The 20,833-nt window shown below is 48.1% G+C and carries 22 protein-coding genes and 1 pseudogene; 20 read left to right on the top strand and 3 right to left on the bottom strand.

Annotated elements, in window-relative coordinates; translation table 11 throughout:
- Nucleotides 1-151, top strand: a 151-nt coding sequence (locus BQ5809_RS10085; protein WP_143452379.1) for a transposase, incomplete at its 5' end; no start/stop codon positions are given.
- A gap of 50 nt (nt 152-201) precedes the next feature.
- On the opposite strand, the gene rnc is transcribed toward BQ5809_RS10085, so the two are convergent.
- Together rnc and rluD are read right to left on the bottom strand one after the other, a co-directional pair.
- A complete protein-coding gene (rnc, locus tag BQ5809_RS00340; RefSeq protein WP_003786933.1) occupies nt 202-927 on the bottom strand; it encodes a ribonuclease III in 726 nt (241 codons plus the stop codon).
- Nucleotides 928-930: 3 nt separating this feature from the next.
- Nucleotides 931-2,046 carry a 23S rRNA pseudouridine(1911/1915/1917) synthase RluD gene (gene rluD, locus BQ5809_RS00335; protein WP_003786935.1) on the bottom strand — a complete coding sequence of 372 codons (1,116 nt, stop codon included), beginning with the start codon at nt 2,044-2,046 and terminating at the stop codon, nt 931-933.
- Here rluD and BQ5809_RS00330 point away from each other — a divergent pair, their 5' ends adjacent.
- From BQ5809_RS00330 to hfq, 17 genes and pseudogenes are all read left to right on the top strand, one after another.
- Entirely contained in the window at nt 2,047-2,853 is an 807-nt protein-coding gene (locus BQ5809_RS00330) for an outer membrane protein assembly factor BamD (protein WP_003786937.1), read from the top strand.
- 99 nt (nt 2,854-2,952) lie between these two features.
- Nucleotides 2,953-3,792, top strand: a complete 840-nt coding sequence (gene folP, locus BQ5809_RS00325) for a dihydropteroate synthase (protein WP_003786939.1) — start codon at nt 2,953-2,955, stop codon at nt 3,790-3,792.
- 82 nt (nt 3,793-3,874) lie between these two features.
- Complete coding sequence (gene lpdA, locus BQ5809_RS00320) at nt 3,875-5,668, top strand: dihydrolipoyl dehydrogenase (RefSeq protein ID WP_032827722.1); 1,794 nt, start codon at nt 3,875-3,877, stop codon at nt 5,666-5,668.
- A gap of 78 nt (nt 5,669-5,746) precedes the next feature.
- Nucleotides 5,747-6,316: an alpha/beta hydrolase-fold protein gene (locus BQ5809_RS00315; protein WP_003786943.1), complete on the top strand. Its 570-nt coding sequence runs from the start codon at nt 5,747-5,749 to the stop codon at nt 6,314-6,316.
- 207 nt (nt 6,317-6,523) lie between these two features.
- On the top strand, nt 6,524-6,784 hold the full coding sequence (locus tag BQ5809_RS00310; protein ID WP_003786945.1) for a phosphopantetheine-binding protein: 261 nt from the start codon (nt 6,524-6,526) through the stop codon (nt 6,782-6,784).
- A 6-nt stretch (nt 6,785-6,790) separates the two neighbouring features.
- Nucleotides 6,791-7,042 (top strand): acyl carrier protein, encoded by a 252-nt coding sequence (locus BQ5809_RS00305; protein WP_003790504.1) that lies wholly within the window; start codon nt 6,791-6,793, stop codon nt 7,040-7,042.
- An 8-nt stretch (nt 7,043-7,050) separates the two neighbouring features.
- On the top strand, nt 7,051-7,590 hold the full coding sequence (locus tag BQ5809_RS00300; RefSeq protein ID WP_003786949.1) for a COG4648 family protein: 540 nt from the start codon (nt 7,051-7,053) through the stop codon (nt 7,588-7,590).
- A 1-nt stretch (nt 7,591) separates the two neighbouring features.
- A complete protein-coding gene (locus BQ5809_RS00295) occupies nt 7,592-8,308 on the top strand; it encodes a glycosyltransferase family 2 protein (RefSeq protein WP_003786951.1) in 717 nt (238 codons plus the stop codon).
- Nucleotides 8,305-9,225 carry an LpxL/LpxP family acyltransferase gene (locus BQ5809_RS00290; protein ID WP_003786953.1) on the top strand — a complete coding sequence of 307 codons (921 nt, stop codon included), beginning with the start codon at nt 8,305-8,307 and terminating at the stop codon, nt 9,223-9,225. Before BQ5809_RS00295 ends, BQ5809_RS00290 begins: the two co-directional genes overlap by 4 nt.
- A gap of 43 nt (nt 9,226-9,268) precedes the next feature.
- Complete coding sequence (locus BQ5809_RS00285) at nt 9,269-9,706, top strand: acyl-CoA thioesterase (RefSeq protein WP_003786955.1); 438 nt, start codon at nt 9,269-9,271, stop codon at nt 9,704-9,706.
- 155 nt (nt 9,707-9,861) lie between these two features.
- Entirely contained in the window at nt 9,862-10,458 is a 597-nt protein-coding gene (locus BQ5809_RS00280; RefSeq protein ID WP_032827723.1) for a LolA family protein, read from the top strand.
- Nucleotides 10,458-12,110 carry an ApeI family dehydratase gene (locus BQ5809_RS00275; RefSeq protein WP_003786961.1) on the top strand — a complete coding sequence of 551 codons (1,653 nt, stop codon included), beginning with the start codon at nt 10,458-10,460 and terminating at the stop codon, nt 12,108-12,110. The genes BQ5809_RS00280 and BQ5809_RS00275 overlap by 1 nt, the downstream gene beginning before the upstream one ends.
- A gap of 16 nt (nt 12,111-12,126) precedes the next feature.
- On the top strand, nt 12,127-14,403 hold the full coding sequence (locus BQ5809_RS00270) for an MMPL family transporter (protein ID WP_080561231.1): 2,277 nt from the start codon (nt 12,127-12,129) through the stop codon (nt 14,401-14,403).
- Nucleotides 14,404-14,586: 183 nt separating this feature from the next.
- The gene (locus BQ5809_RS00265; protein ID WP_003786965.1) at nt 14,587-15,828 is read left to right on the top strand and encodes an NAD(P)/FAD-dependent oxidoreductase; all 1,242 of its coding nucleotides are present in this window, start codon (nt 14,587-14,589) and stop codon (nt 15,826-15,828) included.
- A 71-nt stretch (nt 15,829-15,899) separates the two neighbouring features.
- On the top strand, nt 15,900-16,406 hold the full coding sequence (locus tag BQ5809_RS00260) for a hypothetical protein (protein ID WP_174259092.1): 507 nt from the start codon (nt 15,900-15,902) through the stop codon (nt 16,404-16,406).
- A 32-nt stretch (nt 16,407-16,438) separates the two neighbouring features.
- A pseudogene (gene hisF, locus BQ5809_RS00255) lies at nt 16,439-17,203 on the top strand (imidazole glycerol phosphate synthase subunit HisF).
- Between the two features lie 147 nt (nt 17,204-17,350).
- Nucleotides 17,351-17,644 (top strand): RNA chaperone Hfq, encoded by a 294-nt coding sequence (gene hfq / locus BQ5809_RS00250; RefSeq protein ID WP_003786971.1) that lies wholly within the window; start codon nt 17,351-17,353, stop codon nt 17,642-17,644.
- Nucleotides 17,645-17,699: 55 nt separating this feature from the next.
- Here hfq and cdd read toward each other — a convergent pair whose 3' ends face one another.
- A complete protein-coding gene (cdd, locus tag BQ5809_RS00245; protein ID WP_003786974.1) occupies nt 17,700-18,509 on the bottom strand; it encodes a cytidine deaminase in 810 nt (269 codons plus the stop codon).
- Nucleotides 18,510-18,589: 80 nt separating this feature from the next.
- On the opposite strand from cdd, the gene BQ5809_RS00240 reads away from it, so the two are divergent.
- Nucleotides 18,590-19,867, top strand: coding sequence for a NupC/NupG family nucleoside CNT transporter (locus BQ5809_RS00240; RefSeq protein ID WP_003786976.1), 1,278 nt, complete (start codon nt 18,590-18,592; stop codon nt 19,865-19,867).
- Between the two features lie 71 nt (nt 19,868-19,938).
- Nucleotides 19,939-20,646, top strand: a complete 708-nt coding sequence (gene deoC / locus BQ5809_RS00235) for a deoxyribose-phosphate aldolase (RefSeq protein WP_003786978.1) — start codon at nt 19,939-19,941, stop codon at nt 20,644-20,646.
- Nucleotides 20,647-20,833 lie beyond the last annotated feature (187 nt).

The following is a 20,833-nucleotide window of genomic DNA, read 5'->3' as shown; positions in this document are numbered from 1 at the left end:
TTGGTATTTATATAAAATCAGGCACTTGGTAGAAAATGCTTTTGCACGATTAAAGCATTTTCGTGCGCTGGCAACACGGTACGATAAATTAAAACGTAATTATGAAAGTACCGTGTCATTAGCTTGTGCTTTGATTTGGTTGAAATTATAGCTAAAATGTCATTAGCCCCCAGAAAACTATGTGCAGGCTGCTTTCTATGGTTATCGCCGTTTATTGAATTGGGTGGATTTAGCTTGTTGTTCGTTCAACCATTGCAAGGCTTGTTTGGCGCATTCTTGCTCGGCAGCGCGGCGACTGCTGCCCGATGCGTAAGTGATGTGTCCCAGCTCGCCCAAATCGCACGACACATCAAAATGCGAATCACTGCCTTCGCCTGTTTGGCGTTCAATGCGGTATTTGGGCGTGGGTAATCTGTGCGCTTGCAGGGCTTCTTGCAGACGGGTTTTGTGGTCTTTGTCGGGTTGCTGCACCTGAATTTGCTGCACTCGCTCGGCAAATAATTGGCGGATAACGCGCTCGGCAGTCGGCAAATCGGCATCAAAACGAATCGCGGCAAAAATCGCTTCCAGCGCGTCCGCCAAAATAGACGCACGGTCGTATCCGCCGCTTTTAAGTTCGCCCACGCCCAAAATCAAGGCTTTGCCCAAGCCTAATTCTCGCGCCACTTCTGCCAAAGTCGCTTCTTTGACCAAATGTGTCCGCAACACCGACAGCCGCCCTTCGGGCAAATTGGGAAAGGCTTCAAACAGCATTAACGTAATCACATAATCCAAAATCGCGTCGCCCACAAATTCCAAGCGTTCGTAGTTTTGACTGTGTGCGCTGCGGTGCGTTAAAGCCTGTTGCAACCATGTAGGCTGCTTGAATATGTAGCCCAATTTGGTTTGCAGGCTGCTTTTAAATTGTTGATTGACTTTCTGATTCATGGCTTAATCTTTCACATAAACCACTTGCACATCGTAGTCGTCTTCATTCCAATCATCATCGTCATCAAATGTATTGCTCCATTCGGTTTCTTTGGATAGGGACGAATGCAAGCCACTTTCCAAACGCAACACCGACAACAAGTGGTACATATCATCAGGCATAGGGGCTTCAAACGACACCAATTCGCCCGATTTTGGGTGAACAAAACTCAAATGATACGCATGAAGTGCTTGTCGTGCCAAACTTTTTACGACATCTTTCACAGGTTGCGAACACACATGGCGCGGATTGCCGTAAACAGGGTCGCCTGCCAAAGGATGTCGCGCTTCTTTCATGTGAACACGGATTTGATGCGTGCGCCCTGTTTCCAGCGAACACTCAATATAAGAATGTGCGTGATAGCGTTCCAATACTTTGACGTGCGTAACTGCTTCTTTGCCACCAAATTTTACTACCGCCATTTTCAAGCGATTGTGTGGGTCGCGTCCAATTAGTGTTTCAATTTTGCCATCAAACGGCACAATGCCATCGGCAACGGCACGATAAATGCGTTTAACCGTGCGATTTTGTAATTGTTGTACCAACGAATTTTGTGCAGGCAGTGTTTTGGCGACTACCATTAAACCGCTCGTATCCTTGTCCAAACGATGCACAATCCCTGCGCGTGGCACTTGCGACAATTCAGGGCAATGCGCCAATAAGCCATTCAACAATGTGCCTGTCCAATTTCCTGCCGCAGGGTGTACCACCAACCCAGCAGGTTTATTCAATACAATCACGGTATCGTCTTCAAACACAATATTTAAATCCATGTGTTCGGGTTCATAGGCTTGATTTTCATCGCTTTGTTGAATTTGAACGCTCAATTCTTCGCCACCAATCAATTTTTCTTTGGGCGATGCCGTTTTGCCATTGCATTGTACAAAGCCGTCTTTAATCCAAGTCGTGATGCGGCTACGCGAATAATCGGGCAATAATTTTGCCAACGCTGCGTCCAGTCGCATACCTGCCAAATCGTTGGGTACGATTAAATTTATCGCGCTTTGTGCATTTTGGTCTGCCACAAAGTCCAAATCATCGTTATAATCGCCACCATTCTCAAAAGGGATATTATCCATATGAAAAAATTTCTTCTTGTTATTTCGGTTGCGGCGGCTCTTTCGGCTTGTGCCAGCAACGCTTCTACGGTTAGTAAAGACGCGCAATTAACGCAAAATTGGTCAAACGACCAGCTATACAGCGAAGCGCGTCAGGAATTAAATGACGGTAATTATACACGCGCAACGGCGTTATATGAATTGCTACGCGCACGCCAAGCCGATGGTCGCTATACCGAGCAATCTTTGATTGAATCTGCCTATGCCCATTTTAAAAACGAAGAACCTGCCAAAGCCTTGCAAAATTTAGCACGCTTTGAGCAAAACTACCCTGCCAGCGTGGATATGGATTACGCGCTATATTTGAAAGGTTTGGTGTTGTTTGCCGAAGACCAATCGTTCCTACGCCGTTTGGCATCACAAGACTGGTCAGACCGCGACCCAGAAGCCAACCGCCGCGCATTCCGCGTATTTGAACAGCTGGTTAATCGCTATCCAAACAGCAAATATGCCGAAGATGCGCGTAAACGTATGGCGCAGTTGGTTGATGCTTTGGGCGGGCACGAAATCGCGATTGCGCGTTACTATGCCAAACGCACGGCATATTTAGCCGCCAACAATCGCGCTCAACGCATTTTGGAGCAATTCCAAAACACGCGCTATGTGGAAGAAGCGTTGGCGATTATGGTTTATACCTACGAGCAAATGGGTAACGCTGATATGGCAGAAGCCACACGCCGCGTGTTGGCGCAAAACTTGCCCAACAGCCCATATTTGCAGCAGGCGTGGAAACCCGATGAGATGCCTTGGTGGCGTTGGTGGAAATGATTTAAATCACGCATAAACAAAAATAAAAGCAGCCTGCACTTGCATCAAACCATGTGCAGGCTGCTTTTGTAATCATTTGAGCAACAGGAAATCACACAAATGAATAAAATTTGGCAAACCACTCGTTTTACGCTGGATTTGCAGCAACCCAAAATCATGGGAATTGTCAATTTAACGCCCGATTCGTTTTCCGATGGCGGAACATATAGCCAAACGGTCAAAGCAGCCTGCAATCATGCTGAACAGCTTTTGCGCGATGGCGCGGACATTTTGGACATTGGCGGCGAATCCACACGCCCCAACGCCAGCGTGGTTACGCCACAAGAAGAATGGCAACGTGTGCGCGATGTGTTGGCAGAAGTGTCGCGCTGGAATGTGCCGATTAGCTTGGACACGCGCCGAACCGGCGTCATGCAGCAGGCGTTGGAACATGATTTTGTCGACATTATCAACGATGTGCAAGCATTGGAAGACGCAGGCGCGGTGGAATTATTGGCGCAACAGCCGCAAACAGGCATTTGCCTAATGCACATGAAAGGCACGCCCAGCACCATGCAATCGCAGGCTGCTTATCAAAACGTGGTGCAAGAAGTGTACGATTATCTGCAACAACGCCAAGCAGCCTGCACTTTGGCTGGCATTGCGCCCGAGCGCATTGTGTGGGACATGGGTTTTGGCTTTGCAAAAAACTTACAGCATAATCAAGCCATAATGCAAAACTTGCGCCAATTTGACCAACGACCCGTGTTGGTGGGCGTGTCGCGTAAACGCATGATTGGCGAAATCACAGAGCGCGAACAAGCCAGAGAGCGCGTGTCGGGCAGCGTGGTAGCCGCTTTATTTGCCTACACGCAAGGCGCAGCAATTTTGCGCGTTCACGATGTACGCGAAACGGTTGATGCGCTCAAAGTTTGGCGATTTTTGCAATCGGGGCTATAATGCGTCCGATTTTATGCAAAAAACAGGCAAGCAGCCTGCACTTTGCGTAGTCCTAATTTTTTTTGCGATAGAAAGGCTAATCATGAGCTTGGTAGAATTAAAAGTCCCCGATATTGGCGGACACGAAAATGTAGATATTATTGCCGTAGAAATTAAAGTGGGCGATACCGTAGCGTTGGAAGATACGCTGATTACGTTGGAAACCGACAAAGCCACAATGGACGTTCCTGCGGACGCAGCTGGTGTGGTAAAAGAATTGTGCGTCAAAGTAGGCGACAAAATTTCTGAAGGCGGCGTGATTGCTGTGATTGAAGCAGCTGGCGCGGCTGCGGCTGCCCCAGCGCCTGCGGCTGAAGCACCAAAACCAGCAGCCGAAGCACCGAAAGCGGCTGCACCTGTACCACAAGCAGCGAATTTTTCAGGCAGCGCGGACGCTGAATATGATGTTGTAGTATTGGGCGGCGGTCCTGGTGGCTACTCTGCGGCATTTGCAGCAGCAGACGAAGGCTTGAAAGTAGCGATTATTGAACAATACAGCACGTTGGGCGGCGTTTGCTTGAACGTGGGTTGTATTCCGTCAAAAGCCTTGTTGCACAATGCGGCTGTCATTGACGAAGTGAAACATTTGGCGGCGAACGGCATTAAGTATCCTGCGCCTGAAATTGATATTGATATGTTGCGCGGTTACAAAGAAAAAGTCATCGGCAAATTAACAGGCGGTTTGGCTGGCATGGCAAAAGCGCGTAAAGTAGATTTGATTAAAGGCTTTGGTGAATTTGTTGGTGCGAATCACATTGAAGTGAAATTGACTGAGTCTAGCGAATACGAAAAAGCCACTCAAACTGGCGAGAAGAAAACAATTGCATTTAAAAATGCGATTATCGCTGTCGGCAGCTGTGTCGTGAACTTACCATTTATTCCGCAAGACCCACGCATTGTTGATTCAACAGGTGCGTTGGAATTGCGTCAAGTACCTGAAAAAATGTTGATTATCGGTGGTGGTATCATCGGTTTGGAAATGGGTACGGTGTACAGCACGTTGGGCGCACGTTTGGACGTGGTGGAAATGATGGACGGCTTGATGCAAGGCGCAGACCGTGATTTGGTTAAAGTATGGGAAAAAATGAATGCTCATCGCTTTGACAACATCATGATTAACACGAAAACCGTTGGCGTAGAAGCCAAAGAAGACGGCATTTACGTTACTTTTGAAGGCGCAAAAGCACCGAAAGAGCCACAACGCTATGATTTGGTATTGGTGGCAGCAGGTCGCGCACCAAACGGCAAATTGTGTGGCGCGGAAAAAGCAGGCGTTGCTGTTACCGAGCGCGGCTTTATTGAAGTGGACAAACAACAACGCACCAATGTGTCACACATTTATGCGATTGGCGACGTAGTGGGTCAGCCGATGCTGGCGCACAAAGCGGTTCACGAAGGACACGTTGCGGCAGAAAACTGCGCGGGACACAAAGCGTTCTTTGATGCGCGTGTGATTCCAGGCGTTGCTTATACTGACCCTGAAGTGGCTTGGGTAGGCGTTACCGAAGAAATCGCCAAACGCGATGGCATTAAAATCACGAAATCTGTATTCCCATGGGCAGCAAGCGGTCGCGCGATTGCCAATGGTCGCGATGAAGGTTTCACGAAATTGATTTTTGACGCGGAAACAGGTCATGTGATTGGTGGTGGTATTGTCGGCACACACGCTGGCGATATGATTGGCGAAATCTGCTTGGCGATTGAAATGGGTTGCGATGCGGAAGACATCGGCAAAACCATTCACCCACACCCAACTTTGGGCGAATCAATTGGTATGTCTGCGGAAGTGGCTTTGGGTGTTTGTACCGATTTACCACCGCAAAAGAAAAAGAAGTAATTTGATTATTTAGCCAAGCAGCCTGCACTTTGAATCAACAAAATGCAGGCTGCTTTTTAATCATACGAGAGACCAATCATGCAAACACTTCAAATTCATGGCAAAAACGTATTGGCATTTTTGCCCGAACAAAAGCAGCCTGCACTTGGCGTGTTCTACACCTTCCCCGATAGCGAAGCCGAAGCCGAACAACTAGCGCAATCGCTGCCAGCAAACTGCGCTTTAATCGCCATTTTTGAACCCGACTGGGAACAACATTTCACGCCTTGGACTGCGCCACGCTTGTTTAAAAAAGGTACAGATTTTGGCGGCGGTGCAGCAGCGTATCACGATGCCTTAACCCAAGTTTGGATACCCGAAATCGAGCAAGTTTTGTCGTTAGATGTAGCTTGGCGCGGTATTTTAGGTTACTCGTTGGCAGGATTGTTTGCACTGTATAACGCCTATTGTGCGCCTTATTTTGATTACGTTGCCTGCGTGTCGGGCAGCTTATGGTTTGATGGCTGGCTGGATTTTGCGCAAAAAAACACGCCCGCCAAATTGCCCAAAGCGATGTATTTTTCGCTGGGCGACACGGAAGCCAATAGCAAAAATCCACGCATGGCAACGGTGCAGGCTGCTTTGGAGCAAACCGCAGCGCAATGGTAACCATACGCTTGCCCCAGTGTGCTAGAAATCAATCAAGGCGGACATTTTGATGATGTGCCACAACGATTGGCGAAAGCCGAGCAATGGTTGATGCAGGCTGCTTAAAGTATCGTCAAGCCCTACCCATAAACAGCGATTACCTTTACAATATCGTGCTTATACAAACAATTACTCTTTTTCACTTTTTATAACAAAAGGATTAATGCAATGACCACATTAAATAATGAAATCAAAGAATTGATTATTGACAGCTTGGGGCTGGAAGATTTAACCGCCGCCGATATTGACGACAACGCGCCTTTGTTTGGCGATGACGGTTTGGGTTTGGACAGTGTAGATGCGTTGGAATTGGGTTTGGCGGTGCAAAAACATTTTGGTTTTCAACTGGATAAGGAAAACCAAGAATTGCGCGATAGTTTTGCCAATGTCGCTGCTTTGGCGGCGTTTGTTGCCAAAATGAAAGGGTAACCCATGATGACTGAACAAGAAATTCGCCAAGTTTTGTTGGACGCGCTGGAAAATTTGTTTGAAGTGGACATCAGCAAGGTTTCAGGCAGCACCAATTTGTATGAAGATTTGGAAATTGACAGCATTGACGCGATTGATTTGATTGACCACATCAAACGCCAAACAGGACACAAATTGCAAGCGGAAGATTTCCGTAGCGTTCGCACAATTGATGATGTGGTGCAAGCCGTTTTGAAAAAAGCGGAAAATAATCAATAGGCTGAATAATGAAAATAGCGTTAAGCATTGTGCTAGGCGTGGCAAGCGTGGCGTATCCGTTGCTGTGGTATTTTGGGCGCGAGCAGGGCTGGTTTAACTGGCTGGCTGGCGCAATGTTGCTGCTTTGGCTGGTTCGTGCTGCCACGCAAAAAACGGCTTGGCAACGTGGCGTGGCGTGTTTGGTTGCGCTGTTTTTTGTGTGCGTGTTGATTTTCAGGCAGCCTGAAAGTATGTATTGGTATCCTGTTTGGGTAAATGTGCTGATGTTGTTGGCGTTTGGCGGCAGTTTGTTTGCCAAGCAATCGCTGGTTGAGCGTTTGGCGCGTTTACAAACGCCTGATTTGCCGCCGAGCGGTGTCGCCTACACGCGCAAGGTTACGCAAATTTGGTGCGTGTTTTTTGTGCTGAATGGCAGCACGGCGGCGGTGTTAGCGTTGCTGGGTTGGCATGATATTTGGGCGATTTACACAGGCATTGTGGCGTATGGGTTAATGGGGCTGCTGATGGGCGGTGAATTTTTGTATAGAAAATTGATTTTAAAGGTTTAACATGAAATTAGTCGCTCTAATCCCCCATTATCGCCACATTGCTACCTTGCCGACTGTGATTGCCGCATTGCGCGAATACGATTTGCCGATTATCGTGATAGACGACGGTTCAGGCGAACAATATCACGCTGATTTAGAACGAATTTGCCAAAACGTGCAATTATTCAGGCTGCCTGAAAATGGCGGCAAAGGCTATGCTATGAAACACGGTTTGCGCCAAGCCGCTGCGCAAGGCTACACTCACGCGCTACAAATTGACGCAGATGCACAACATCGTTTTGCCGACATTCCGCGCATGATTGCTGCCGCCGAGCAATCGCCCGAAGCCGTGATTTGCGGTCGCCCAATCTACGGCGAAGACGCGCCCAAAGCCCGATTGTACGGACGCAAGATTACCGATTTTTGGAACATCATTCACACATGGTCGCTGCAAATCAAAGACGGCATGTGTGGGTTTCGGATTTATCCTGTTGAATTATCTAATCAAATTATTGACAATGAAGCCATTGGCAACTGCATGGATTTTGACAATGAAATTTTGGTGCGATTGTATTGGCGTGGCGCGAAATTGATTTGGATTGACACGCCTGTACGCTACGAAAGCGGCGGCATTTCCCATTTTCGAGCATGGCAAGACAATGTTTTGATTAGCAAAATGCACACGCGCTTATTTTTTGGCATGTTGGCGAGACGATGTTTAGGCAAAGGACAATCATGAACTGCGCCGACCATTGGGCAAACCAACACGAACGCGGACACGCCCTGTTTCTCAAACTGACCGCGCTTATGGTGCGTTATTTGCCTGTGCCGATTATGCGACTGTGTACGGCTGCCGTTTGCGCGTATTTTTACGCCACGTCCGCCACGCAACGCCGCCACATTCGCGAATACCAAACACGTTTAAAACAAACATTTCCAACGTGCAGGCTGCCTGAAAAATATTCGGTTTATCAACAATTTGCCGCGTTTGGCAATGCGATTACCGACCGTTTTGCCGTGTGGCAGCACAAAATCAGCTACCCCGATTTGGTGCTAGACGACCGCGACAATGTGTACGCCGATATTCGCAACCACAACGCACGCGGACAAATTTTCATCTGCTCGCATTTGGGCAATGTGGAAATTTGTCGCGCCCTTGTTTCGCATCATATTGGCTTTAAAATGAATGTGTTGGTACACAGCCAACACGCGCAAGTATTCAATCAAGCCCTGAAAAACGCAGGCGCAAGCGACATCAATTTAATTCAAGTCAGCGAATTAGACACGGCGAAAATGTTGGAATTGGCGAACCGTTTGGACGCTGGCGAATGGCTGGCGATTGCCGCCGACCGCATTCCGATTCGTGGCGAAAAAACCGTTGCGGTGCAATTTTTGGGCGAAACGGCGCAATTACCGCAAGGCGCGTGGCTGTTGGCGCATTTGCTCAAAGCCAAAATCAACACGTTGTTTGTCTTGAAAAAACAAGGACGTTACCATTTGATTTTGCGTAAATTTTCTGATGTGCCGCAATGGAAACGCGCCAATCGTGAACAAGAAATTCGCCAATTCGCCCAACGCTATGCCGATGAATTGGCGCAACACGCGGTGGAAGTGCCGTTGCAATGGTTTAATTTTTACGATTTTTGGGCGAAATAATTTCAGGCAACATGAAAATAATTCTTATAGAAAAATCAATATCATGAAACCCTCTATTTTCTGCATCCATTCCCTAGAATTAGACGTTCCCTTTTTTGACGTGGACAGTTTATTTATCGTGTGGCATGGGCATTATGTGAAATATTTTGAAATGGCGCGATGTGCGTTTTTGGCGGAAATTCAGCATGATTACAATGTGATGCGTGAAACAGGTTTCGCCTATCCGATTGTGAAATTGGACGTGAAATACATCAAACCAGCCACATTTGGACAAAAAATCCGTGTGGAAATGGCAGTCGTGGAATTTGAAAGCTGCCTGAAAGTGAATTACACCATTACCGATGTGAAAACAGGCACAAAATTAACCAAAGCCAGCACCACGCAAGTCGCCGTCCGCATTGACAATGGCAAAATGCAATTTCAAACGCCTGATGTTTTTCAGGCAGCCATTCGCCAATTTGCAGGATTTAACGCGATTTAATTCATCAGTCAATTATAGTTGATGCAATTATTTTTTAAGACAAGGCGACAACGCCCGCCGTGTACGAATAGTACATAAGGGTGTTAGCAACGCAGTATTAAAAGATAAGTGCATTAATGCAGCGCAATTTTGCGTTCAATGGAAAGAATAATTATATGTTTTATAAAACAATTTTAACTTCTGCATTGGCAATCGCAGCCGCGCCCACTTGGGCTTTGACCGCCGCCGAATTGACCGCGCAACTGCAACAACCCAACACCGTGCAAGGGCAATTTGTGCAACAGCGTTACATGAAATTGCTGCCGAAACCCATGCAAACATCAGGGCAATTTGCGCTGAAAAAACAAGTAGGTCTGTTTTGGCAAGTGCAAAAACCGCTAGATTTGCAACTGCGCGTCCGTTCGCAAGGCATTTCGCAATGGGACAAAAACGCGAAAACGTGGCGCAACAGCAGCCAAAGCGGACAAGCAGCGCAAGTAAAATTGTTTATGGCGGTACTCGGCGGCGACACGACTGAATTGAGCAAACAATTTGATTTGCGCGTTTCAGGCAGCCTGAATAATTGGACGCTGACGCTGCAACCCAAAACCGCTATTATGAAACAAGTTTTTGAAAACATTAGCATTCAAGGCGATAAATTGGTGCGCCAAGTGGAATTGCGCGAAAAGCAGGGCGACAGAACCGTGATGAAATTTATAGATGCTAAAATCAATCAACCCTTATCCAACGAAGCAGAAAGCGCATTGAAATAATGAATTGGCCCAATTCTTTACTCCAAGATACCGCATCGGCAAAACCGCCCATTTGGCATGAATCTATCGCCACGTTGGCAGCGCAGTTCAAAGCGCAGCAAATTCAATCGGTTGCGCTGTGGTTTGAACAAGGTTCGGTGTGGGAATGGGCTTTGCTGGCGGCGTGGCAAGCTGGGGCAGATGTGCTGCTGTTACCCAATCAAAACAATGCAGCAATCGCGTGGGCAAAACAGGCTGACGTATTGCTGTCCGATGTCGTTATGCCACATCAACAAAATTGGTTGCTTGCCGATAAATTGGCGCAAAAGCAGCCTGCACCTTTGATTCAAGCTATCAAAAAGTGCAGGCTGCTTGGCCATGAAAAACTGTTCTTGCAGACTTCGGGTTCAACAGGCGAGCCAAAAATCATCGCCAAAACCGCCGCGCAAATGTGTGCCGAAGCCGATGCCATTGCCGACACGTTTCCTGCATCTTGGCGCGGTGCGCAGGTGCTGACCAGCGTATCGCCCCAACATATGTATGGCTTAACTTTTCGCGTGTTTGCGGCGTTGCGACTAAATTGGCAAGTGCAAGACGACACCTGCATCTATCCCGAAGACTTCATCGCCCAAACCAAGCAACCGTGTTTGTGGCTAACCAGCCCTGCGGTTTTGACTCATTTTCACGATAAGCGCGATTGGCAAACATGGGCGAGCCGTGTGCAAGGCATTATTAGCGCAGGCGGTTTGTTGCCCGATGCGACGATGCAACTGTTCCAACAGCAGGCGCAACTTGCCATTACCAATGTGTATGGCAGCACCGAAACAGGCGTGATTGCCCACCAAAACCACACCTCGCATCATCAACTTTTCCTCAATGTGCAAGCGCGGTTAAACAGTGAACAGCAGTTGTGCATTCAATCGCCATGGACAAACGGCGAACAAACGCTTGCCGACACCGCCACCATTTCGGGCGATACGCTGCTGCTGCACGGTCGTAGTGACCGCATCATTAAGCTGGGCGACAAACGCATCGCGCTGCACCAAATTGAACACGCTTTATTGGCACACGATGCGGTTGCCGATGTGCATTGCGCGGTGCATAAAGGGCGCGTGGCAGCGTGGATTTCACTGTCGGCACAAGGCGTGGCGTGGTTGCGCCAAAACGGACGCGCTGCGTTGCTGGATATTTGGCGGACTTTTTTAATTGGCAAAATAGAAAAAGTTGCCCTGCCTCGTTTTTGGCGATTAACCGCGCAGCCTTTGCCCCGCAATGCCCAAGCCAAAATCCGCGCTGCCGATATGCAACAAGTGTTAGACCACCCGATTGTGCGCCCAGATTGGCAACTGGTGGCACAAACCGAATCCGAATGGCAATTTGCGGGCTGCATTCCTGTGGATTTACGCTATTTTCAAGGGCATTTTGCTACTTTTCCGCTGGTGGCTGGCGTGGTGCAACTGCAATGGGCAATGGAATTGGCAAGCCAGTTTGATTGGGGACGTGCGCCCGTTATCCAAATGGAAAACATCAAATATCAACAATTTATTCGCCCGAATGATGTCGTGAACCTGACTTTGCGCTGGGATAGCGATAAACACAAAATTCATTTCGCGCTATCGGTTGAGGGTAAAACGTGCGCATCAGGTCGTGCCGTGGTGCAGGCTGCTTTGTGATGTGGGATTTTTGTTTATGATGACTTTTTTTTCGCGTGTGTATGCTGTTTGTTGCGTGTTGATGGCGATTTGGTTGGGCGTACAATTTGCGCAACACACGCCGATTCAAACCCAATTAACCGCTCTGCTGCCGCAAGAACAAGTTAGCACGATTTTTCACGCGGCAGACCAATTTCAAGAGCAGCAATTAAATCAACAAATTATTTTGCTGGTGGGTGCAAACGATAGCGAAAAAGCATTTCAAGCCGCCAACGAAGTCGCCCAAACATGGCAAAACAGTGGCTATTTCGCAGGCATAGACGGCAAAATTGAACCCGATTTAACCCAACTGCAACAATCGGTGCGGCAACTGGGTGCGGCGATTTTACCTGCACCGCAAATCCAGCAGCTTTATGACAATCCGCAACAATATTTTGCCGAACGTGCCGAAGCGGCTGCCAATCCATTTGCAGGCAGCCTGCTTTCTTTGGAGCAAGACTGGCTGGGATTTTCGCGCTTTATATTAGAAAAACAAGGCAATAGCCAGCTTCGTTGGCACAGCGAACACGCCATGCTCTATACCGAAGCAGAAGGCAAAACATGGGTGTGGCTACGCGCTCGTTTGCCGCAAACCGCGCCCAATGTGGGTTTGTTGGACTTGTGGCGCAGTAGCAAAACGCAGGCACAAGCGCAGTCTTACACGCTGTTGGCAACAGGTGGCGCATTGTTCGCTGCCGATGCCAAGCAAAACGCCGAACGCGAAAGCAGCATCATGTCGGCAATCGGGCTTACGCTGACTTTTGCCTTGCTGCTGGCGGTGTTTCGCTCGTGGCGCGTGTTGTGGTTGGCGTTGCCGTTGGGCGTGGGCGTGTTGAGTGGCTTAACCGCTTCGTTGCTGGTGTTTGGCGAAATTCACGCGCTTACGTTGGTGGTTGGCACAAGTTTGGTAGGCGTGTTGGTAGATTTTCCGTTGCATTGGCTGGCTTCGTCTTTGTTTGCCAAGCAGCCTGCACTTGCATGGCACGGTGCGCTCACAATGCGCCGTTTGCTGCCCAGTTTTTGGATTAGCTTGCTGATTACGGTATTGGGCTATTTATTACTCTGGTTCACGCCTCTGCCTGTGTTGCGCCAAACTGCGATTTTCTCTGCTGCTGCCTTGCTTGGTGCGTTTGCCGCTACGGTTTTGTTTTTGCCGATTTTATTACGCGCTTATCAAGCCAAAACCACTTTGTTTTCGCATGGCATGACCGCGTTGGCAGGGGCAATTCAGTCGCATCGTTGGCAATACATTTTGGCGGCGATTTGGCTGACGTGTGCGGCAGGCGTAACCCAAACCCAATGGCAAGACGACATTCGTCAATGGGCAAGTATGCGCCCCGATTTGCTTGCCTATGCCCAACAAATCGCCCAAATCAGCGGCATGGGCGCAGGACAAACGGTGTTGATTACCGCCACTTCGCCCGATGATTTATTGCAACAAAGTCAGCAAGTAGAACACGCATTGCAGCAAGCCCATATTGCCCAAGTGCAATCGCTTAACCAATGGATTTTGCCTGTTGCAGAACAAAAACGGCTCAAACAACGGCTCGCCGAGCTTGCCAAGCAGCCTGCACTATTTGCGCCATTGGTGGACTTGGGCATACCTGCCGAAATAGTGCAGGCTGCTTTGAATCAAGCCGCGCAAACCCCAGTTCAACCGCTTGTCAGCAGTTTAAACGCACCACAAGCCGAAGCCTTTCGTTCGCTGTATTTGGGCGAAATAGATGGCAAATGGGTGGGCTTGGCACGATTATCCAGTGTACGCGGCAATGTGCAGGCTGCTTTGCCGCCCAGTGCAACTTTGTTAGACAAACGCATTCACTTAAACGAACAATTTACCGCCACACGCAATCAAGCTGCATGGCTCAAAATTGGCTCGTTTGTGTTGGCTTGGGGCGTGTTGTGTTGGCTATTTGGCGCACGACGCGGCAGCTTGATTTTAGCTGTTCCCTTGCTTGCTGTAGCTGGAACAGTGGGCATATTGGGTTGGCTGAACATGGCGATTGGTCTATTCCCAATGTTTGGTTTATTGCTGGCTTCGGCGATTGGCGTAGATTATGCCGTGTATGTACTCAACGCGCCCGAATCGTTATCTGCCCGATTGGCAGGCATCACACTTGCCGCCTTGACCACCGAAATTTCGTTCGCGCTATTGGCATGGAGCAGCACCCCAGCCGTTGCCGCATTTGGGATAAGTGTATCGGTGGGTGTGTTGCTGAATTGGTTGGGTGGTGTATGTTTGCTGCGCGTGTATAGTGGATTCCATTCAAATTAGGACAAGGCGACAACGACCGCCGTGTGCAAGTAGCACATAAGTGCGTTGGCAACGCGGTACTAGTTTGAATGGAATTGACTATAAAACAATAAAATTCGTAGGGTTGATACACATAGACGACCGCCAGCCAAAATCGTATGATAATTTGAAATAGGCAAACCACTTGCATAAAAAGGACATCTCATGAAAACAGAACAAACCGACATCGCCATTATTGGCGCAGGCCCATCGGGCGCAGTTGCCGCCGCTTTGCTACACAAACAAGGCTTGCGTGTGCGCGTGGTAGAAAAACAGCACTTTCCACGTTTTGTGATTGGCGAAAGCCTATTGCCACATTGCATGGAATTTATTGAAGAAGCAGGATTTTTACCCGCCGTGCAAGCCGAATCATCGTTCCAATTCAAAAACGGCGCAGCATTCACATGGGGCAATCGCTACACCGAAATTGACTTCACCGACAAATTCACCGCAGGACATGGCACAACCTTCCAAGTGCGCCGTGCCGTGTTTGACCAAATCTTAATCAACGAAGCCACCAAACAAGGCGTGGACGTGCGATTTGGCGAAACCGTAACCGCATTCAATCCCGACACGTCCGAATTGACTATTGAAACCGAAAAAGGCGAAACCTATGTTTTACAAAGCCAATTTGTATTGGACGCAAGCGGCTATGGACGCGTATTGCCGCGTTTGTTGGACTTGGAAACGCCATCGCACTTACCCATGCGCGAAGCCCATTTCACCCACATTGACGACAACATTTCCGCGCCCGATTTTGACCGCAACAAAATTTTGATTTCCACTCACCCGACTCATCGCGATGTGTGGCTGTGGCTGATTCCATTTGGCGACAATCGCTGCTCCATTGGCGTAGTGGGCTTGCCAGAACGCTTTGCTGGCTTGGGCGATTCCGAGCAAATTTTGAAAACTTTTGCGCTACAAGTCCCCATGTTGGCACGCATTTTGGCAAACGCAAATTGGGACAACGAATTTCCATTCCGTCAAATCAAAGGCTATTCAGCAAACGTTAAAGTCTTGTATAGCAAGCATTTCGCGCTATTGGGCAACGCTGCCGAATTTCTTGACCCCGTGTTCTCATCGGGCGTAACCATTGCCATGCACTCGGCAAAATTAGCCGCTGATTTGTTGATTAAACAACACCAAGGACAAAGCGTAGATTGGCAAAGCGAATTTGCCGAACCGCTGATGATTGGCGTGAACGCTTTCCGCACCTATGTAAATGGCTGGTACGATTACAGCTTCCAAGACGTGATTTATGCCGACAACCGCTCACCCGACATCACACGCATGATTAGCGCGATTTTGGCTGGCTATGCTTGGGATACCAACAATCCGTATGTAGAAAAATCTGACCGCCGTTTGAATGCACTGGCACAAACCGTTGGCGCGGCGCAATATCGTTAATTGAGAATTGAGTACAAAAAGCAGCCTGCACATTCTTTGCACAAAAAGTGCAGGCTGCTTTTATTGTTTTTATGCAAAAATTCATTCTATTACGCGGACACGAAGGTTCGGGCAAATCCACGTTCGCGCAACAAAAAATCGCCGAATTTCAGCGCGATTTTCCCAATGCCCACATTGTTCACATAGACAACGATTTAGTCTTAACCGATACCAACGGACACTATCATTTTGATTTTGAACGATTTGCCCAAGCACATCGCGACAATATGGCGCGCCAACAAGCTGCTTTGGAACAAGGACAGCGCGAACCCAATCGCCCCATGTTGATTATCAACGCCAATCCCAATCAAAAAAGCAAAACGTGTCAAACGCAAATCCAAGCAGCCTGCACCGCTGGTTTTGTGGTAGAAGTTTATCGTTTGCATAATTTTTTTGATAATATTCATGGCGTTAGTCAAGATGACGTGTTGCGCGGTTATGCTCGGCTGGACAACAATCCTGTACAAGGCGAAATTCATGTGCCTGCAATCCGCCCGATGTCGCCCGAACAAGGTGCAAGATTGGCGAATTTGCGATAAAGTGCAGGCTGCTTTTTGTTGAAAGGAAAACCATGTTAGCCAAACGAATCATTCCCTGTTTAGACGTTGACAACGGTCGCGTGGTCAAAGGCGTGAACTTCTTGGGTTTGCGCGATGCAGGTAATCCTGTTGATGTCGCCAAACGCTACAACGACGAAGGCGCAGACGAAATCACGTTTTTGGACATCACCGCCAGCAGCGACAACCGCGACACGATTTTGCACGTGATTGAAGAAGTCGCCAGCCAAGTGTTTATTCCGCTCACGGTGGGCGGTGGCGTACGCAGCGTGGCGGACATTCGCCGTTTGTTGAATGCAGGCGCGGACAAAGTCAGCATCAACATCGCTGCCGTTACCAACCCTGATTTGGTCAGCGAAGCCAGCGCGTTTTTTGGTTCGCAAGCGATTGTGGTGGCGATTGATGCCAAAGCCATTAACGCCGACAACACGCTCTGGGACGTGTTCACCCACGGCGGTCGCAAAGACACAGGTTTGGACGCGGTGGCGTAGGCGCGCGAAATGCAACAACGTGGCGCAGGCGAAATTTTGCTGACCAGCATGGACAGAGACGGCACAAAAATTGGCTTTAACCTGCCTTTAACTCGGGCGATTTCCGATGCGGTGGATATTCCCGTTATCGCATCGGGTGGCGTGGGCAATGTGCAGCATTTGGTGGACGGCGTATTGCAGGGCAAAGCCGATGCGGTGCTGGCGGCGAGCATTTTCCATTTTGGCGAAGTCAGCATTCGTGAAGCGAAATTGGCGATGCAAGTGGCTGGGATTGAAGTGCGTTTGTGATATAAAAAGCAGCTCGAACTTTGAATCAACCAAAAGTGCAGGCTGCTTTTTTTTGCCTAAATCACAAAAAATGCTTGGTTAAAATCAGTAAAGATAATACAATACCCATTCCTTTTTTTATCACAAAATAACAATAATGGAGTGTTTATGACAACCGCCAAAGGACAATTATTGCAAGACCCTTTCTTGAACGCTTTACGCAAGGAACACGTCCCTGTTTCTATCTACTTGGTAAACGGCATTAAATTGCAAGGACAAGTGGAATCGTTTGACCAATACGTTGTGTTGCTGCGTAATACATCGGTAACGCAAATGGTGTACAAACACGCGATTTCTACCATTGTGCCAGCACGAGCGGTTAGCCTGCAACAAGACGGCAAACCTGTTATGACACGCACTTTGCAACAAGTGGAAACGATTGCACCAACCGAAGCGGAATAATTTCTCACAAATCAAAACCCCTTAATCAGCACGATTAAGGGGTTTTGATTATGGTTTAAGCAGTCTGCACAATCTGTAACGGCACGTCCGACAAAGCCGACCACAAAGCGTGTGTATGCGCCACATGACCGCCCTGCTCTGTACAAACCAAAGCAGCCTGCACCACATCATCTTCGGTGTAGCCATTCAATCGCAAGAAGTTTAGCGCGTTTTGCAAAGGCGGTAATGTGGGGTTGTATGCTGCGTTTTCTGCATAGCCGCCTGCAAAAATCTCGCCGTTTGAGCATTGCAACGCCACGCCTGCATAAGCATGTGAATAAGGCGCGTGGCTGCAATTTGCCGCGTCCAAAGCAGCCTGCACCAATGGCGTGGCAGTGTCATCAACAGACAAAGTTAAACCTTGATTTTGTTTATCCAACAAACGCTCTGGAATATCTAAATCTTTGGGGCTGAAACTGTCGGGCAAGTAATCGTGCAGGCGATTGTCGCGACTGTGTGGCAAGTGAATCAACAAGTTTTCCGCGCCACGCAATTCGTTCAAAAATTGGCGACAATGTCCGCATGGCGTGTAGTTAACCACAATGTGCGCGATTTGGGTTGCACCACGCGCCCAAGCATGTGAAATCGCGCTTTGTTCGGCGTGAACCGTTTGCGCCATTGCCGCGCCAGCACATTCTTGATTCGCACCCAAATAAAAATTACCGTCCACATCAATCGCGATGGCACCAACCTTAAATTGCGATACAGGCACAACCGCACATTCGGCTGCTTGTGACAATAAAGATAGCGCAAAATCAATTATATCCGCCGCATTGCTTTGTTTGGCTAATTCTGCCACTTGGGCAGATGTGTAAAATGTTTGCATATCTGATTATCCTTAGGGGTATAATGGTCGTTAACACGGAATTTTGCTTATTTTAACTCAATTTTTCAGGAGAAAGAACCATGTCATTCATTAATAGTTTATTAGGTATGGCAGCATTGATTGCCATTGCCATTGCGCTTTCTAAACATCGCAAAGCGATTAAGCTGCGAACGGTTGTAACCGCTTTTGCGATTCAATTTTGTTTGGGTGCATTCATCTTGTATGTTGATGCGGGACGTGCATTGTTGCAAAAATTGTCCGATGGCGTGCAACTGGTTTTGAATTACGGTAACAAGGGTTCGGCATTTTTATTTGGCGGATTGGTTGATGGCAAAATGTTTGAATTATTTGGCGGTGGCGGTTTCGTATTTGCATTCCGTGTATTGCCGATGATTATTTTCTTTTCTGCCTTGATTTCGGTGCTGTATTACGTTGGCGTGATGGGCTGGGTGGTACGCATTTTGGGCGGTGCATTGCAAAAAGCATTGGGTACATCTCGCGCAGAATCCATGTCTGCTGCTGCCAATATTTTTGTGGGACAAACCGAAGCCCCATTGGTGGTTAAACCGTTTATTAGCAAAATGACTACGTCTGAATTGTTTGCTGTAATGACAGGCGGTTTGGCGAGTATTGCAGGTTCGGTATTGGGTGGCTATGCACAAATGGGCGTACCTTTACCTTATTTGATTGCCGCATCGTTTATGGCAGCCCCAGGCGGTTTACTGTTTGCCAAATTGATCATTCCAGAAACCCAAACCCCACAAGATAACCCAAATGTAAAACTGAGCTTCACGGCAGAAGGCGAAACACCGCCAACCAACGTGATTGACGCAGCCGCAGCAGGCGCATCAACAGGTTTACAAATTGCCTTGAACGTGGGTGCGATGTTGGTGGCTTTTGTGGGCATTATCGCCTTGCTGAACGGCATGGTGGGTGGCATTGGTAGCATTTTTGGCGTAGAAAATTTATCGTTGGAACAAATCTTGGGTTGGTTGTTTGCCCCATTGGCTTGGTTAATTGGCGCACCTTGGGCAGATGCACAAGCAGCAGGTTCGTTCATCGGACAAAAACTGGTTGTCAATGAATTCGTTGCCTACACCAATTTTATTGAATATACCAAAGATGCAACACACGCAGCATTGTCTGCCAAAACCCAAGCGATTGTTTCTTTTGCATTGTGCGGTTTTGCCAATTTTAGTTCGATTGCAATTTTGGTAGGTGGCTTGTCAATTATGGCACCGAACCGCCGTGGCGACATTGCACGTTTGGGCATTTATGCGCTGATTGCAGGCACGTTATCTAACTTGATGAGTGCGACTATTGCAGGCTTATTTATCGGCTTAATTGGCGGTATGTAATCATCACTCAAAAGCAGCCTGCACTGTAAAAATGCAGGCTGCTTTAATTTTACTTTTTAGGAGAAAGTATTATGCTAACCAATCAACAAATTATTGGCTTAATTGATTTAACCACTTTGAACGACACCGACACCCACGAAATCGTGGCGGTGTTGTGCGATAAAGCGCAAACAGCGCAAGGCAATGTGGCAGCGGTGTGCGTGTATCCACAATTTGTCACAACGGCAAAAAACAAATTGCCAGCTAGCATCGGTTTGGCAACCGTAGTCAATTTCCCAAGTGGTGCGGAAGACGAAAGCCAAGTATTAGCGCAAACTCGCCAAGCCATTGCCGATGGCGCAAACGAAATTGACTTGGTGTTCCCATACCACGAATTTCAAGCAGGCAACACGGCATACGCGCAATCTTTGACCGAGCAAGTGGCGCAAATCTGCCGCGACAATCAAGCCAAATTGAAAGTGATTTTGGAAACAGGCGTATTGTCTGCCGATGAAATCCACGGTGCAGCCAAAATCGCGATTGCAGCAGGCGCAGACTTTTTGAAAACATCAACAGGCAAAATCAGCGTGGGCGCAACACCAGAAGCAGCAGCGATTTTGTTGGCGGAAATCAAAGCCAGTGGCAAACCAGTTGGCATTAAATTGTCAGGCGGCGTGCGTGAATTAGCAGCAGCACAAGGCTATGTACAACAAGGTATTGATGCGTTTGGCGAAAGCTGGGTTAAAGCAGAAAACTTCCGTATTGGCGCATCGGGTTTATTGGATACGCTGTTGAAATAAGGTAAACAAATATAGTGGATTAAATTTAGATTAGGACAAGGCGACAACGACTGCCGTGTACAACCTAGTACATAAGGGAGTTGGCAACGCTGTACTAATCTAAATTTATAGTGAAATGAAATCGCAATAGGACGGTGTTGCCAACGCCCTTATGTATTATTCATACACGGCGGACGTTATCGCCTTG

Source organism: Kingella kingae ATCC 23330 (assembly GCF_900111845.1).
GTDB lineage: Bacteria > Pseudomonadota > Gammaproteobacteria > Burkholderiales > Neisseriaceae > Kingella > Kingella kingae.
Note: the sequence above shows the minus strand (reverse complement) of the source record. Positions and strands in the feature narration are given on the sequence as shown.

Coding starts and splice junctions, on each gene's coding strand:
- BQ5809_RS00265 (WP_003786965.1), top strand. CDS start 14,587: ATGAAAACAGAACAAACCGACATCGCCATTATTGGCGCAGGCCCATCG.
- BQ5809_RS00285 (WP_003786955.1), top strand. CDS start 9,269: ATGAAACCCTCTATTTTCTGCATCCATTCCCTAGAATTAGACGTTCCC.
- BQ5809_RS00290 (WP_003786953.1), top strand. CDS start 8,305: ATGAACTGCGCCGACCATTGGGCAAACCAACACGAACGCGGACACGCC.
- BQ5809_RS00310 (WP_003786945.1), top strand. CDS start 6,524: ATGACCACATTAAATAATGAAATCAAAGAATTGATTATTGACAGCTTG.
- BQ5809_RS00260 (WP_174259092.1), top strand. CDS start 15,900: ATGCAAAAATTCATTCTATTACGCGGACACGAAGGTTCGGGCAAATCC.
- deoC (WP_003786978.1), top strand. CDS start 19,939: ATGCTAACCAATCAACAAATTATTGGCTTAATTGATTTAACCACTTTG.
- cdd (WP_003786974.1), bottom strand. CDS start 18,509: ATGCAAACATTTTACACATCTGCCCAAGTGGCAGAATTAGCCAAACAA.
- BQ5809_RS00305 (WP_003790504.1), top strand. CDS start 6,791: ATGACTGAACAAGAAATTCGCCAAGTTTTGTTGGACGCGCTGGAAAAT.
- rluD (WP_003786935.1), bottom strand. CDS start 2,046: ATGGATAATATCCCTTTTGAGAATGGTGGCGATTATAACGATGATTTG.
- rnc (WP_003786933.1), bottom strand. CDS start 927: ATGAATCAGAAAGTCAATCAACAATTTAAAAGCAGCCTGCAAACCAAA.
- hfq (WP_003786971.1), top strand. CDS start 17,351: ATGACAACCGCCAAAGGACAATTATTGCAAGACCCTTTCTTGAACGCT.
- BQ5809_RS00275 (WP_003786961.1), top strand. CDS start 10,458: ATGAATTGGCCCAATTCTTTACTCCAAGATACCGCATCGGCAAAACCG.
- BQ5809_RS00330 (WP_003786937.1), top strand. CDS start 2,047: ATGAAAAAATTTCTTCTTGTTATTTCGGTTGCGGCGGCTCTTTCGGCT.
- BQ5809_RS00295 (WP_003786951.1), top strand. CDS start 7,592: ATGAAATTAGTCGCTCTAATCCCCCATTATCGCCACATTGCTACCTTG.
- BQ5809_RS00240 (WP_003786976.1), top strand. CDS start 18,590: ATGTCATTCATTAATAGTTTATTAGGTATGGCAGCATTGATTGCCATT.
- BQ5809_RS00280 (WP_032827723.1), top strand. CDS start 9,862: ATGTTTTATAAAACAATTTTAACTTCTGCATTGGCAATCGCAGCCGCG.
- BQ5809_RS00270 (WP_080561231.1), top strand. CDS start 12,127: ATGATGACTTTTTTTTCGCGTGTGTATGCTGTTTGTTGCGTGTTGATG.
- BQ5809_RS00315 (WP_003786943.1), top strand. CDS start 5,747: ATGCAAACACTTCAAATTCATGGCAAAAACGTATTGGCATTTTTGCCC.
- folP (WP_003786939.1), top strand. CDS start 2,953: ATGAATAAAATTTGGCAAACCACTCGTTTTACGCTGGATTTGCAGCAA.
- lpdA (WP_032827722.1), top strand. CDS start 3,875: ATGAGCTTGGTAGAATTAAAAGTCCCCGATATTGGCGGACACGAAAAT.
- BQ5809_RS00300 (WP_003786949.1), top strand. CDS start 7,051: ATGAAAATAGCGTTAAGCATTGTGCTAGGCGTGGCAAGCGTGGCGTAT.